Genomic DNA, 12,686 nt, shown 5'->3' with positions numbered 1-12,686 from the left:
CCTCCCTCCCAGCCCACCCCTCTCCAGCCCGTCCGGCGTTTGAGGACGAGGCCCCTTCAGGGCCGATCGCTGTCCACTTGCGGCGAGGGACGCCACAACCTCCCCCGGAGGGGTGCGGCGGGGTCGAAGGGGCGGCAGCCCCTGGGGGACGGGATGGGTAGGGGCGGCGGGGGCGAGAAAAAACCCACAGGCTGTGGAGAGACGCGGAGGGAACGACGAAGGACGCCCCCGAACAACGGAAGGGCGCCCTCAGCGTCGTACCCGAATCAGCCGTTCTTGATCCGGTTCGTCAGTTCCGTCACCTGGTTGTAGATGGACCGCCGCTCGGCCATGAGATTCCGGATCTTGCGGTCGGCGTGCATGACGGTCGTATGGTCCCGCCCCCCGAACAACGCCCCGATCTTGGGCAACGAGAGATCCGTCAGCTCCCGGCACAGATACATCGCGATCTGCCGAGCGGTCACCAGCGCCCGCCCCCGAGAGGTCCCGCACAGATCCTCGACGGTCAGCCCGAAGTAGTCCGCGGTGGCACTCATGATCGCGGTCGAGGTGATCTCCGGGGCGGAGTCCTCCCCCCCCGGGATGAGGTCCTTGAGCACGATCTCGGTGAGCCCCAGATCCACCGGCTGCCGGTTCAGCGACGCGAACGCGGTCACCCGGATCAACGCCCCCTCCAGCTCCCGGATGTTCCGGGAGATCCGCGAGGCGATGAACTCCAGCACCTCCGGCGGCGCGTTCAACTGCTCCTGCACCGCCTTCTTCCGCAGGATCGCGATCCGCGTCTCCAGCTCGGGCGGCTGGACGTCCGTGATCAGCCCCCACTCGAACCGGTTCCGCAACCGGTCCTCAAGCGTCACCAACTGCTTGGGCGGCCGGTCACTGGACAGCACGATCTGCTTGTTCGCGTTGTGCAGCGTGTTGAACGTGTGGAAGAACTCCTCCTGCGTCGACTCCTTGTCCGCGAGGAACTGGATGTCGTCGACGAGCAGGATGTCCATCTCCCGGTACCGCTTGCGGAAACTGTCCCCCTTGCCGTCCCGGATCGAGTTGATGAACTCGTTCGTGAACTCCTCGGACGACACGTACCGCACCCGCGTCCCCGGGTACAGGCTCCGCGCGTAGTGCCCGATGGCATGCAGGAGATGCGTCTTCCCGAGCCCGGACTCGCCGTAGATGAACAGCGGGTTGTACGCCTTGGCGGGCGCCTCCGCGACGGCGACGGCAGCGGCGTGCGCGAACCGGTTGGACGCGCCGATGACGAACGTGTCGAAGAGGTACTTCGGGTTCAGCCGAGCGGTCGGCTCCCCGGGCCCCTTCCCGGGCGCGGCCCCACCGCCGGACGGCGCGGGCGCCCCCCCGGGCCGGTGCGCGGGCTCGGGCAACTCCCGCCGCACGGGATCACGCTGGTCGTAGTCGGGCCGCGCGGGCGCCTCGTAGGAGGACCGCTCGGGTGCGTCGTACGAAGGCCGCTCGGGAGCGTCGTACGCGGGCCGGTCCGGTGCTTCGTACGGCGGTCGCTCCGGCGTCGGCGGCCGGTAGGGCTCCGGCGCGGCGCGGCGCTCGGGCGCGGGCGGGTACGTGTCCTGGCCGTACGACTCCTGCCCGTACGGCTCGGGCGGCGCGCTCGCGTACGGATCGCGCTCGGGGAAGCCGAGCCGCTGCTGCTGCCACCCGCCGTACTCGTCGGCCCGCTCCGCGCGCGGCCAGGCGCCCGGCTCGGGCCGCTGGTACTCGGCGGGGTAGGCGGGCCGGACGCTGGGCAGGGGCCGCTCCGCGCCCGGCTCGGGCCGCCGCCGGCCGTAGCCGCCCTCGTAGGGGTCCTCGTACGGCGGCTCGTAGCCGGCGGGCTTGTCGTACGCGGGCTTCTCGTACGACGGCTGCGGCTCGGGTTCGTCGTACCGGGACTGCGGGACCGGCGGAGCCGGGGGCTCGCCCGCGGACTCGTCGACGGTGATCGCGATCCGGATCGGCCGCCCGCACTCCCGGCTCAGGCTCTCGCTGACGATCGGCGCGAGCCGCCCCTCCAGGACGTTCTTCGCGAACTCGTTCGGCACGGCGAGCAGCGCGGTGTCCGCCACCAGCGCGAGCGGCTGGGTGCGCCGCAGCCACCGTTCGTCCTTGGTCTCCATCCCCTGGCCACGACCTTCGCCGAGGAGCTGCTCCAGTACTCGCGGCCACACTGCGGCAAGATCGGCAGGTACGTCAGCCACAGGGCACGCTCTCTCGAAGGTCCCACGATCGTGTGATCTCGGGACGGGTCGGGATGTAAATCGGGTGGGTCGGGGGACAAGGGAACGAATCGGAGTCCAGTCACGGTAGTCAGCGCGTGGGGTGCGGTTCAAGTTGTTGTCCCCAGGCTGTGGACAGTGTCTCCCGAGGCCCCCTGGTTTGACCGGATGGCGTAGCCCCGCGTACCGTAAACAGGTCGAGTTGTCGATGGCTGCTGCCGCCTGCCTCCGATGGGCACAGATCGCATCACGTGATCGGTGAAGCGGTGCACTCGGGCGTAAGCGAGAGCTACTCGTGGGCGCACGGTGACAGCCAGGACGGCACCCGCCGCCCCCGATTTGATTTCTGGAGCCCCCGAGTGAGCAAGCGCACCTTCCAGCCGAACAACCGCCGTCGTGCCAAGACCCACGGCTTCCGTCTGCGGATGCGTACCCGTGCCGGCCGCGCGATTCTCGCGACCCGCCGTAGCAAGGGCCGCGCCCGCCTGTCCGCCTGATCCCGGTCAGGTCATGCCGTCGTGCTGCCCACCGAGAACCGGCTGAGGCGGCGCGAGGACTTCGCGACCGCGGTACGACGAGGCCGTCGGGCCGGACGCCCGACGCTCGTCGTCCACCTTCGCAGTGATGCAACGGACCCGCACACGCCTGGGGAGAGCGTTCCCCCGACGCGTGCGGGTTTCGTCGTGAGCAAGGCCGTGGGCAAGGCGGTCGTGCGCAACGTGGTGAAGCGCAGGCTGCGTCACCTGATGCGCGAGCGGCTCGCCCTGCTGCCCCCCGGTAGCCTGGTAGTCGTACGAGCGTTGCCCGGTTCGGGTGACGTCGGCCACGCACAACTGGCCCAGGACCTCGATGCCGCCCTTCGACGGCTGTTGGGAGGGGGCACGCGATGAAGTACCCGCTGCTGGCCCTGATCAAGCTGTACCAGTGGACGATCAGTCCGCTGCTCGGGCCGGTGTGCAAGTACTACCCGTCGTGCTCCCACTACGGATACACAGCCATCGACCGGCACGGCGCGGTCAAGGGCACGGCGCTCACCGCCTGGCGCATCCTGCGATGCAACCCGTGGTCCCTGGGCGGTGTGGACCACGTGCCACCACGGAAACGACCGAGGTGGCACGAGATGCTGCGCGACGCCTGGCGTGCGCGCACGGGCGGGACCTCCGCCGCCGAACCGGCCACCGAAGGCACCAGCCCTTCGGGCCCGGCCGCAGAGCCCCCGTCCCATGCCCAAGGAGCATGATTAGTGGACACGATTGCCAGCCTGTTCAGCTTCATCACGACACCTGTGTCCTGGGTCATCGTCCAGTTCCACAAGGTGTACGGGGCTATCTTCGGCCCCGACACCGGGTGGGCCTGGGGCCTGTCGATCGTGTCTCTGGTGATCCTCATCCGGATCTGCCTGATCCCGCTCTTCGTGAAGCAGATCAAGGCCACGCGCGCCATGCAGACGCTCCAGCCCGAGATGAAGAAGATCCAGGAGCGCTACAAGAACGACCGGCAGCGCCAGTCCGAGGAAATGATGAAGCTGTACAAGGACACGGGTACCAACCCGCTGTCCTCGTGCCTTCCGATCCTCGCCCAGTCGCCGTTCTTCTTCGCCCTGTACCACGTCCTCAGCGCCATCGCCTCGGGCAAGACCATCGGGGTCATCAACAACGACCTCCTCGCGAGCGCGCGTCAGGCGCACATCTTCGGCGCCCCGCTGGCCGTGAAGTTCATGGACAGCGAGGCGACGGTCCAGAAGCTCGGCGCCTCCCTCACGGACGTCCGTGTCGTCACCGCCATCATGATCGTCCTGATGTCGGCCTCGCAGTTCTTCACGCAGCGCCAGCTGATGACGAAGAACGTCGACACCACGGTCAAGACGCCGTACATGCAGCAGCAGAAGATGCTCATGTACATCTTCCCGGTCATGTTCGCCTTCTTCGGCATCAACTTCCCCGTCGGTGTCCTCGTCTACTGGCTGACCACCAACGTGTGGACCATGGGCCAGCAGATGTTCGTCATCCGCAACAACCCGACGCCGGGCTCGAAGGCGCAGGCGGCGTACCTGGAGCGGCTCTCGAAGCACGTCGAGCACCACGGCAAGATCCGCCGCCGGGGCGAGAAGGTCATCGTCAAGGCGATCGTCGCCAAGGGCCGTGACCGCAACGACGCCGAGCGCAAGTTCATCAACGGCCTGACCAAGCTCGGTCTCGCCGCGCAGGCCGACGGCAGCGTGGCCAAGAGCGACGTCGAGATGATCGAGAACGAGGACGGTACGACGACGCCCGCCGGCGCCCCCAAGCGCCAGCAGCCCAAGCGGCAGTCGAAGTCCCAGCGGCAGTCCGGCGCCCCCGCCAAGGCCGCCGACGAACCCGCTCCGACGACCTCGCTCACCAAGTCCGACGAGCCGCAGGACACCCCGCCCGCCGCCAAGCCCGCCGGTCCCAAGCCGGGCACCGGCAGTGGCCGCAGCAAGGCCCAGTCCGGGCAGCGCAAGGGTGGCCAGCAGCGCCCCAAGTCCCCCTCCAAGAAGTAAGAAGGAGCCCATCCCGTGACGGAAGGCACCACCTCCGCCGCCGCCGAGGGTGCAGACACCCTGACCCGCCTGGAGCAGGAGGGCGAGATCGCGGCGGACTACCTTGAGGGTCTGCTCGACATCGCCGATCTCGACGGCGACATCGACATGGACGTCGAAGCCGACCGTGCCTCTGTGTCGATCATCAGCGACTCCAGCGGGCGCGATCTCCAGAAGCTGGTCGGCCGGGACGGCGAGGTGCTGGAGGCGCTCCAGGAGCTGACGCGGCTGGCCGTGCACCGGGAGACCGGTGACCGCAGCCGGCTGATGCTGGACATCGCGGGCTACCGCGCCCAGAAGCGCGCCGAGCTCTCCGAGCTGGGCGCCAAGGCCGCGGCCGACGCGAAGAACTCCGGCGAGCCGGTCCGCCTCAAGCCGATGACGCCGTTCGAGCGCAAGGTCGTCCACGACGCGGTCAAGGCGGCCGGCCTGAGCAGCGAGTCCGAGGGCGAGGAGCCCCAGCGCTTCGTCGTCGTGCTCCCTCACTGAAAGCGGTAGAACACCGCTTCGGTCAACGCGTTTTTCCCAGCCCCGTCTGTCCTGTGGTGCAGACGGGGCCGGTCTTTTGTCAGCCTGGTGGTTTCGGCCGGTGCTCGGTGCGCCGGTGCGGTACGGAAGGACGGTCCCCGTGACGGAGGCAGCGGAACTCCCCCCTGCGCCCGAGCAGGCTCGTGAGGTATTCGGCGATCGTTTCGCGGACGCGGTCCGCTACGCCGAGCTGCTGGCCGAGACGGGCGTGCAGCGCGGGCTCATCGGCCCCCGTGAGGTGCCCCGGCTCTGGGAGCGGCACCTCCTCAACTGCGCGGTGCTCTCCGAGGCCGTGCCCGAGGACGTGACGGTGTGCGACGTCGGTTCGGGCGCCGGGCTGCCCGGTATCCCGCTCGCGCTGGTCCGGGACGACCTCAAGATCACGTTGCTGGAGCCGCTGCTGCGCCGGACCAACTTCCTGAGTGAGGTCGTCGAGCTGCTCGGCCTCGACCATGTGACCGTTGTGCGGGGACGTGCCGAGGAGGTCATGGGCAAGCTCCAGCCCGTCCACGTGGTGACCGCCCGTGCGGTGGCCCCCCTCGACCGCCTCGCCACCTGGGGCATCCCCCTGCTGCGTCCCTACGGCGAGATGCTCGCGCTGAAGGGCGACGCCGCGGAGGAGGAGCTCAAGAGCGCGGCGACGGCCCTGGCGAAGCTGGGTGCGGTCGGGACGTCGATCCTCCACGTCGGTGAGGGCATCGTCGATCCGCTCTCCACGGTTGTGAAGGTCGAGGTCGGGGAGAGCCCCGGCGGCGTGCGGTTCGCGGCGAAGCGGGCCAAGGCGGCACGGACGGGGCGGGCTCGCCGCCGGAGGTGAGCTGCTTGCTGTCAGAGGCGAGGCGCTTGCGGCCAGAGGCGGGGCGCTTGCCGTTCTCCGGCGTTTGAGTGGATATCTGACGGAGTGTCGCGGCCGTTCGGCGCCCGGCGCTGGGCATCGTGTTTCACGTGAAACGTCGCTCCCTGCTGCACGGCATCATCAGCCGTGGCCGCGCCGCGGCTGAACCCCGCGACCGTAAGCCTCTCGGTTCACTCGATGAGGGAACGGAGTTGTCCACAGAGGTGGATTTCTCCACAGAAGACCAGACCTCACTGGTTCATGACCCCGCAGGCATGGGAGGCTCTGTGCATAGCGAGCCTGATGTCGAGGAGAGTGAATCCTTGCGGTCCGACGCCAACATCGCGGGACCGATGACCGATCCGGTCCCCGGTCCCCGTACCGAACCGTCGGGGGACGATGTTTCACGTGAAACACCGCCCCCGATGGACGACACCCCGATCGGTCGTGCTGCCCAACTTGCGGTAGAGGCGCTGGGTCGTGCCGGTGAGGGGCTGCCCCGCCCCGAGCAGACCCGCATCATCGTGGTCGCCAACCAGAAGGGCGGCGTGGGCAAGACGACGACGACTGTCAACCTGGCCGCGTCCCTGGCTCTGCACGGCGGCCGTGTCCTGGTGGTCGACCTCGACCCACAGGGCAACGCCTCCACCGCCCTGGGCATCGATCACCACGCCGAGGTCCCGTCGATCTACGACGTGCTGGTCGACAGCCGTCCCCTGTCCGAGGTCGTCCAGCCGGTCCCGGACGTCGAGGGCCTCTTCTGTGCCCCCGCCACGATCGACCTCGCCGGCGCGGAGATCGAGCTGGTCTCCCTGGTGGCCCGCGAGAGCCGGCTCCAGCGGGCGATCCAGGCGTACGAGCAGCCGCTGGACTACGTCCTCATCGACTGCCCGCCCTCACTCGGCCTCCTGACCGTCAACGCGCTGGTGGCCGGCGCCGAGGTCCTCATCCCGATCCAGTGCGAGTACTACGCCCTGGAGGGCCTGGGCCAACTCCTGCGCAACGTCGACCTGGTACGGGGGCACCTCAACCCCACCCTGCACGTGTCGACCATCCTGCTCACCATGTACGACGGCCGGACGCGTCTCGCGTCGCAGGTCGCGGAGGAGGTGCGCACCCACTTCGGTGAGGAGGTGCTGCGGACGAGCATTCCTCGCTCGGTCCGTATCTCCGAGGCGCCGAGCTACGGGCAGACGGTGCTGACCTACGATCCGGGATCGAGCGGCGCCCTCTCCTATCTTGAGGCGGCACGAGAACTCGCGCTGAAGGGTGTCGGTCTCAGCTATGAGCCCCACGCCCACATCGGCGCTCAGAACAACCCGAACTTGGTGGAGGGGATTCAGTGAGTGAGCGACGGAGGGGGCTGGGACGTGGACTAGGCGCACTGATCCCCGCTGCCCCGACGGAGAAGACCCCGGCGCAGGCGGCCGTGGGAGGCGCGGGCTCCGCGTCCCCCTCGGCACTCCCGCTGCTGGCGACCGACCGGGGGGTGGCCGCGGCGAAGGTGGCGACGCTCCCGGCGCCTGTTTCACGTGAAACATCGGAAGAGCCGACCGCTCCGGAGCTGCCGGCCCCGCCGATCGGCGCGCACTTCGCCGAGATCCCGCTCGACGAGATCACGCCCAACCCGCGTCAGCCGCGCGAGGTCTTCGACGAGGACGCGCTGCACGAGCTGATCACCTCGATCCAGGAGGTCGGTCTCCTCCAGCCGGTCGTCGTACGGCAGACGGGCCCCGCGCAGTACGAGCTCATCATGGGTGAGCGGCGCTGGCGGGCCTGCCGCGAGGCGGGACTTGAGGCGATCCCGGCGATCGTGCGGGCCACGGACGACGAGAAGCTTCTCCTGGACGCCCTCCTGGAGAACCTCCACCGGGCCCAGCTCAACCCGCTGGAAGAGGCCGCCGCCTACGACCAGTTGCTGAAGGACTTCAACTGCACGCACGACCAGTTGGCGGACCGCATCGGCCGGTCCCGTCCTCAGGTCTCCAACACGCTGCGGCTCCTGAAGCTCTCGCCCGCCGTCCAACGCCGGGTCGCCGCAGGGGTGCTCTCCGCCGGACACGCCCGCGCGCTGCTCTCCGTGGAGGACTCGGAGGAGCAGGACCGGCTGGCGCACCGCATCGTCGCCGAGGGGCTCTCGGTGCGCGCGGTCGAGGAGATCGTCACCCTCATGGGGTCCCGTCCGCAGACCCCGCAGCGCGCCAAGGGACCGCGTGCGGGTGCCCGGGTCTCCCCGGCGCTCTCGGATCTCGCGACGCGGCTGTCGGACCGCTTCGACACCCGGGTGAAGGTCGACCTCGGGCAGAAGAAGGGGAAGATCACCGTCGAGTTCGCCTCGATGGAGGATCTGGAGCGCATCCTCGACAGCCTCGCGCCCGGTGAGGGCCCGGCTCTCCAGAAGGGGCTTCTGGAGGGTGGCGGCGGTGAGGAAGCGGAGGCGTAGGTCTCCGGCGGACAGGGGAGCGTGACGCCCTGTCGAGAGCGTGAGCGGGCCGTGTCCGGTGCCCACCGGAACACGGCCCGCTCTTTGCCTTTCTGTCGTATCGAGGCAATCGCTTCATGGATACGATGCGAGCGGTATGGCGCATCCACCGGCGACACCTCTGAGGGGGAGGCGGAGGCCATGCGAACGATGAGCCGGACCGGACTGGTGAGCGCGGGCCTCGGGCTGGGCGCGGTCGGCGGGTTCGTCGGCAGTCTGCTCAGAGAGCGCAGCGCTCTGGCAGCCGCCCGCAGTGCCGCGGGCGAAGGAAGCGAGGAACAGCCTCCATGGGGCGCCGGCTCGTACCGCTCACGCTGGACAACCTCCAGGACCTTCCCCAGCGCTGCCGCTCGTGCGTCTTCTGGGAGCTCGACCCCGTCAGCGGAGAGGCCGCTGTAAAGGCGGGTACGCCGGCCGTGGAGAAGGAGGCGTGGATCTCCGCCGTCCTGCTCGACTGGGGCTCCTGCGGCCGGGTCGTCTACGTCGGCGAGGTGCCCGTCGGCTTCGTGCTCTACGCGCCGCCCGCCTATGTCCCCCGCTCCACGGCGTTCCCCACGAGTCCGGTCTCCTCGGACGCCGTGCAGCTGATGACCGGGTTCATCCTGCCGGGGTATCAGGGGCAGGGGCTCGGCCGGGTGATGGTCCAGACGGTGGCCAAGGATCTGCTGCGCCGGGGGTTCAGGGCGATCGAGGCGTTCGGCGACGCCCGCTGGAACGGGCCGTCCTGCATGCTCCCCGCCGACCATCTGCTGGCCGTCGGCTTCAAGACCGTCCGCCCGCATGTCATTCATCCGCGGCTGAGGCTGGAGCTGCGGACCACGCTCTCCTGGAAGGAAGACGTGGAGCTGGCGCTGGACCGGTTGCTGGGGGCGGTACAGAAGGAACCCGTACTCAGGCCGCTGTAAGAGAGAAGAGGGCCGACCCACTGGGCCGGCCCTCGTGTTTCACGTGAAACATCGCCCTACTCGGCGATGAACTCCTCCAGGTCGCGCAGGATCGCGGCCTTCGGCTTGGCACCGACGATGGTCTTGGCGACCTCGCCGCCCTGGTAGACGTTCAAGGTCGGGATGGACATGACGCCGTACTTGAGCGCCGTCTCCTGGTTCTGGTCGATGTTCAGCTTGACGATCTCGATCTTCTCGCCGTACTCGGCGGCGATCGCCTCCAGGGAAGGCGCGATCTGACGGCACGGGCCGCACCACTCGGCCCAGAAGTCCACCAGGACGGGCTTGTCGCTCTTGAGGACGACCTCTTCGAAGTCGGCGTCGGTCACTTGCTTGAGGGTGCCGGCCACAGGGGGCTCCTTAGTTCTTCTGTGCAGGGGGAGAGGGGGATCAGACGGTGGTCTTCTCGGCGGCCTGCTCCTCGTCCGCGAGGGCGGCGAGGAAACGCTCGGCGTCGAGCGCGGAGGAGCAGCCGGTACCGGCGGCGGTGATCGCCTGGCGGTAGGTGTGGTCGACGACGTCGCCCGCGGCGAAGACACCGGTCAGGTTGGTCCGGGTCGACGGTGCGTCGACCTTCAGGTAACCCTCGCCGTCCAGGTCGAGCTGGCCCTTGAAGAGCTCGGTGCGCGGGTCGTGGCCGATCGCGATGAACAGGCCGGTCACCGGGAGGTCGGACAGCTCACCCGTCTTGAGGTTGCGCAGCTTCAGCCCGGCGAGCTTCTGCTCACCCTGGATCTCGGCGACCTCGCTGTCCCAGACGAACTTGATCTTCGGGTCGGCGAAGGCGCGCTCCTGCATCGCCTTGGAGGCGCGCAGGGAGCCCCGGCGGTGGACGATCGTCACGGACTTGGCGAAGCGCGACAGGAAGGTGGCCTCCTCCATCGCGGTGTCGCCGCCGCCGATCACGGCGATGTCCTGGTCCTTGAAGAAGAACCCGTCACAGGTGGCGCACCAGGAGACACCGCGACCGGAGAGCACGTCCTCGTTCGGCAGGCCGAGCTTGCGGTGCTGGGAGCCGGTCGTGACGATGACGGCCTTGGCCTTGTGGACCGTGCCGGCGGTGTCCGTGACGGTCTTGATCTCACCGGTGAGGTCGACGGACACGACGTCGTCCGGGATCAGCTCGGCGCCGAAGCGCTCGGCCTGGGCGCGCATGTTGTCCATGAGCTCGGGGCCCATGATGCCGTCCTGGAAGCCGGGGAAGTTCTCCACCTCGGTGGTGTTCATCAGGGCGCCGCCCGCGGTGACGGCGCCTTCGAACACCAGCGGCTTCAGCGACGCGCGCGCGGTGTAGAGGGCCGCCGTGTATCCGGCGGGCCCGGAGCCGATGATGATCACGTTACGGACGTCGCTCACGGCTTGATTCCTCGTCTCTGCTGCGTCGTTCGACCGGTGGGAGCATCAATGAACTCTCACCCCACCCAACGGATACTAAGGGGCGTGCATTCCCGGTGTGTCCGGGCACACGGCTGGGCGTCGGCGGAGACGAGGCGGTGCGGTGGATCAGGGCTGTGTGTAGGAGGCCCTGAGCAGGACGGTCGCCTTGACGGAGGGGTGGGTCCGGCAGGCGGTGTCGACGACGTAGGCATCGACGCGGGTGGTGTCCTCGGTGTCGCGGAAGACGACGAGGAGCACGTCCTTGCCGTGGTAGACGCCTTCCTTGGCGCCGAGCGGGGCTCCCGTACGGCCGGTGCCCTCCTGGACGCAGGGCGGTACGTTCGGCGCCTGGTACACGTGCGGGCTCTCGACCCTGCCCTGGATACCGACCTCGCCGCTCGGGGTGCGGAGCGTGGTCTGGCCCGAGACGAGCTTGGAGACGTCTTTCTCCAGGGTGCTCTTCGCGATCGTGTCCGCGGCGGTGGGTTCCTCACTCGCCGTTGTGCCGCTGCTGCCGCCGAGCAGGGAGGAGAGGAGAACCGAGCCGAGACCGAGAGCCGCGGCGGTGAAGACACCGAGGACCGCGGTCTTACGGCGGATACGGGGGCGGTCCTTGCCGCCGGCCTTGCTGCTGCTCTTGTTCTTGTCCTTGCGGCCGGGGCCGGTGGTGGAGGCGCGGGCGTGGCCGGAGGGACGGTCGGTGACCGGTGTTTCACGTGAAACATCGGGGGCGCTCGACGCCGCTTCCGCCGCGAGCGCGGCATCGATGCGTGACGCGACGTCGTCCGGCATGGTCACCGGCTCCGCGAAGGTGCCGAGGAGGCTGCGGATCTCCTCCAGGGAGGCGTGGGTGTCGGCGCACAGTTCGCAGTCGTCCAGATGATGGCGCAGCTCGGCGCTCCGGGACGGGGTGAGGAGGCCCTCGGTGAGGTCGGAGAGCTCAGCGATGTCCGGGTGCCCGGTCGTGTCCGTCGTCGATGTCACGTTCGCCCACCTCCGCCCTTCGCGGTAGCTGAATCGCCGGTGCCGGCTCCGTCCGGATTCTCGCCGCAGGAATCCGCTGTCGGTGGGACGGATGTCCCCTCTACCCGGTTCCGTCTCGTACCCGGCCCTTTCCCGTCACCGCTGTTTTCCGGTCGGAGATGGGTGAGCAGGGGGAGGAGTCTGGCGCGGCCTCGGGCGCAGCGGCTCTTCACCGTGCCGGTGGGGACGTCGAGCACCTTGGCCGCCTCGGCGACGGGGTAGCCCTGCATGTCCACGAGGACGAGGGCCGCGCGCTGGTCCGGCGGGAGGGTGCCCAACGCCTCGATGAGCTGCCGGTGCACATCGCCGCGCTCGACCGGCGCCGAGGCGGACTCGTGGGGTTCCAGGAGCTGTTCCAGCCGCTCGGTGTCGTCGACCGGCGAGGTCTTCCGCGAGGCGGCCTTGCGGGCCCGGTCGAGGCAGGCGTTCACGGTGATGCGGTGCAGCCAGGTCGTGACGGCGGACTGCCCCCGGAAGGTGTGCGCGGCCCGGTACGCCGACACCAGCGCGTCCTGCACGGCGTCAGCGGCCTCCTCCCGGTCCCCCAGCGTCCGCAGGGCGACCGCCCAGAGCCGGTCACGATGCCGCCGCACGATCTCACCGAAGGCGTCGGGGTCGCCTTTCACATGGCGGGCGAGCAGGTCCTGATCGCTCACACCGTCGAACCCGGCGCCTTCCGCCATCGGCCTCCTCCCCCTCCGGTGAGATG

At 69.2% G+C, this 12,686-nt stretch carries 14 protein-coding genes; 9 read left to right on the top strand and 5 right to left on the bottom strand.

From position 1 onward, the window contains the following. Nucleotides 1-266: 266 nt before the first annotated feature. Nucleotides 267-2,210, bottom strand: coding sequence for a chromosomal replication initiator protein DnaA (gene dnaA / locus ABZX85_RS39240; RefSeq protein ID WP_355880161.1), 1,944 nt, complete (start codon nucleotides 2,208-2,210; stop codon nucleotides 267-269). Between the two features lie 377 nt (nucleotides 2,211-2,587). On the opposite strand from dnaA, the gene rpmH reads away from it, so the two are divergent. The 9 genes from rpmH (at nucleotide 2,588) to ABZX85_RS39195 (ending at nucleotide 9,538) form a co-directional block, all read left to right on the top strand. Then, nucleotides 2,588-2,725, top strand: a complete 138-nt coding sequence (gene rpmH / locus ABZX85_RS39235) for a 50S ribosomal protein L34 (protein ID WP_003975051.1) — start codon at nucleotides 2,588-2,590, stop codon at nucleotides 2,723-2,725. Nucleotides 2,726-2,746: 21 nt separating this feature from the next. Beyond that, entirely contained in the window at nucleotides 2,747-3,118 is a 372-nt protein-coding gene (gene rnpA / locus ABZX85_RS39230; protein ID WP_355880157.1) for a ribonuclease P protein component, read from the top strand. After that, nucleotides 3,115-3,468: a membrane protein insertion efficiency factor YidD gene (gene yidD, locus ABZX85_RS39225; protein ID WP_355880154.1), complete on the top strand. Its 354-nt coding sequence runs from the start codon at nucleotides 3,115-3,117 to the stop codon at nucleotides 3,466-3,468. The genes rnpA and yidD overlap by 4 nt, the downstream gene beginning before the upstream one ends. Nucleotides 3,469-3,471: 3 nt before the next feature. Then, nucleotides 3,472-4,749, top strand: coding sequence for a membrane protein insertase YidC (gene yidC, locus ABZX85_RS39220; protein WP_355880151.1), 1,278 nt, complete (start codon nucleotides 3,472-3,474; stop codon nucleotides 4,747-4,749). 15 nt (nucleotides 4,750-4,764) lie between these two features. Beyond that, nucleotides 4,765-5,277 carry a R3H domain-containing nucleic acid-binding protein gene (locus ABZX85_RS39215; RefSeq protein WP_355880149.1) on the top strand — a complete coding sequence of 171 codons (513 nt, stop codon included), beginning with the start codon at nucleotides 4,765-4,767 and terminating at the stop codon, nucleotides 5,275-5,277. Between the two features lie 139 nt (nucleotides 5,278-5,416). Continuing rightward, the gene (rsmG, locus tag ABZX85_RS39210; RefSeq protein WP_355880146.1) at nucleotides 5,417-6,133 is read left to right on the top strand and encodes a 16S rRNA (guanine(527)-N(7))-methyltransferase RsmG; all 717 of its coding nucleotides are present in this window, start codon (nucleotides 5,417-5,419) and stop codon (nucleotides 6,131-6,133) included. A gap of 293 nt (nucleotides 6,134-6,426) precedes the next feature. Continuing rightward, nucleotides 6,427-7,497, top strand: a complete 1,071-nt coding sequence (locus tag ABZX85_RS39205; protein WP_355880144.1) for a ParA family protein — start codon at nucleotides 6,427-6,429, stop codon at nucleotides 7,495-7,497. After that, nucleotides 7,494-8,594 (top strand): ParB/RepB/Spo0J family partition protein, encoded by a 1,101-nt coding sequence (locus ABZX85_RS39200; RefSeq protein ID WP_355880141.1) that lies wholly within the window; start codon nucleotides 7,494-7,496, stop codon nucleotides 8,592-8,594. The genes ABZX85_RS39205 and ABZX85_RS39200 overlap by 4 nt, the downstream gene beginning before the upstream one ends. 326 nt (nucleotides 8,595-8,920) lie before the next feature. Beyond that, the gene (locus ABZX85_RS39195) at nucleotides 8,921-9,538 is read left to right on the top strand and encodes a GNAT family N-acetyltransferase (RefSeq protein WP_355880140.1); all 618 of its coding nucleotides are present in this window, start codon (nucleotides 8,921-8,923) and stop codon (nucleotides 9,536-9,538) included. A gap of 56 nt (nucleotides 9,539-9,594) precedes the next feature. Here the strand turns inward: ABZX85_RS39195 and trxA are convergent, their stop codons facing one another. From trxA to sigM, 4 genes are all read right to left on the bottom strand, one after another. After that, nucleotides 9,595-9,927, bottom strand: a complete 333-nt coding sequence (gene trxA / locus ABZX85_RS39190; protein ID WP_355880138.1) for a thioredoxin — start codon at nucleotides 9,925-9,927, stop codon at nucleotides 9,595-9,597. A gap of 40 nt (nucleotides 9,928-9,967) precedes the next feature. Beyond that, nucleotides 9,968-10,933, bottom strand: coding sequence for a thioredoxin-disulfide reductase (trxB, locus tag ABZX85_RS39185; RefSeq protein ID WP_355880136.1), 966 nt, complete (start codon nucleotides 10,931-10,933; stop codon nucleotides 9,968-9,970). Between the two features lie 147 nt (nucleotides 10,934-11,080). Further along, nucleotides 11,081-11,938, bottom strand: coding sequence for a hypothetical protein (locus tag ABZX85_RS39180; RefSeq protein ID WP_355880134.1), 858 nt, complete (start codon nucleotides 11,936-11,938; stop codon nucleotides 11,081-11,083). After that, the gene (sigM, locus tag ABZX85_RS39175) at nucleotides 11,935-12,660 is read right to left on the bottom strand and encodes an RNA polymerase sigma factor SigM (protein ID WP_355880132.1); all 726 of its coding nucleotides are present in this window, start codon (nucleotides 12,658-12,660) and stop codon (nucleotides 11,935-11,937) included. Before sigM ends, ABZX85_RS39180 begins: the two co-directional genes overlap by 4 nt. Nucleotides 12,661-12,686 lie beyond the last annotated feature (26 nt).

Source organism: Streptomyces sp. NPDC004539 (assembly GCF_040610055.1).
GTDB lineage: Bacteria > Actinomycetota > Actinomycetes > Streptomycetales > Streptomycetaceae > Streptomyces.
The sequence above is the reverse complement of the archived record's forward strand: the minus strand, read 5'-3'. Positions and strand labels throughout refer to the sequence as shown.

Coding starts and splice junctions, on each gene's coding strand:
- yidD (WP_355880154.1), top strand. CDS start 3,115: ATGAAGTACCCGCTGCTGGCCCTGATCAAGCTGTACCAGTGGACGATC.
- ABZX85_RS39205 (WP_355880144.1), top strand. CDS start 6,427: ATGGGAGGCTCTGTGCATAGCGAGCCTGATGTCGAGGAGAGTGAATCC.
- ABZX85_RS39195 (WP_355880140.1), top strand. CDS start 8,921: ATGGGGCGCCGGCTCGTACCGCTCACGCTGGACAACCTCCAGGACCTT.
- sigM (WP_355880132.1), bottom strand. CDS start 12,660: ATGGCGGAAGGCGCCGGGTTCGACGGTGTGAGCGATCAGGACCTGCTC.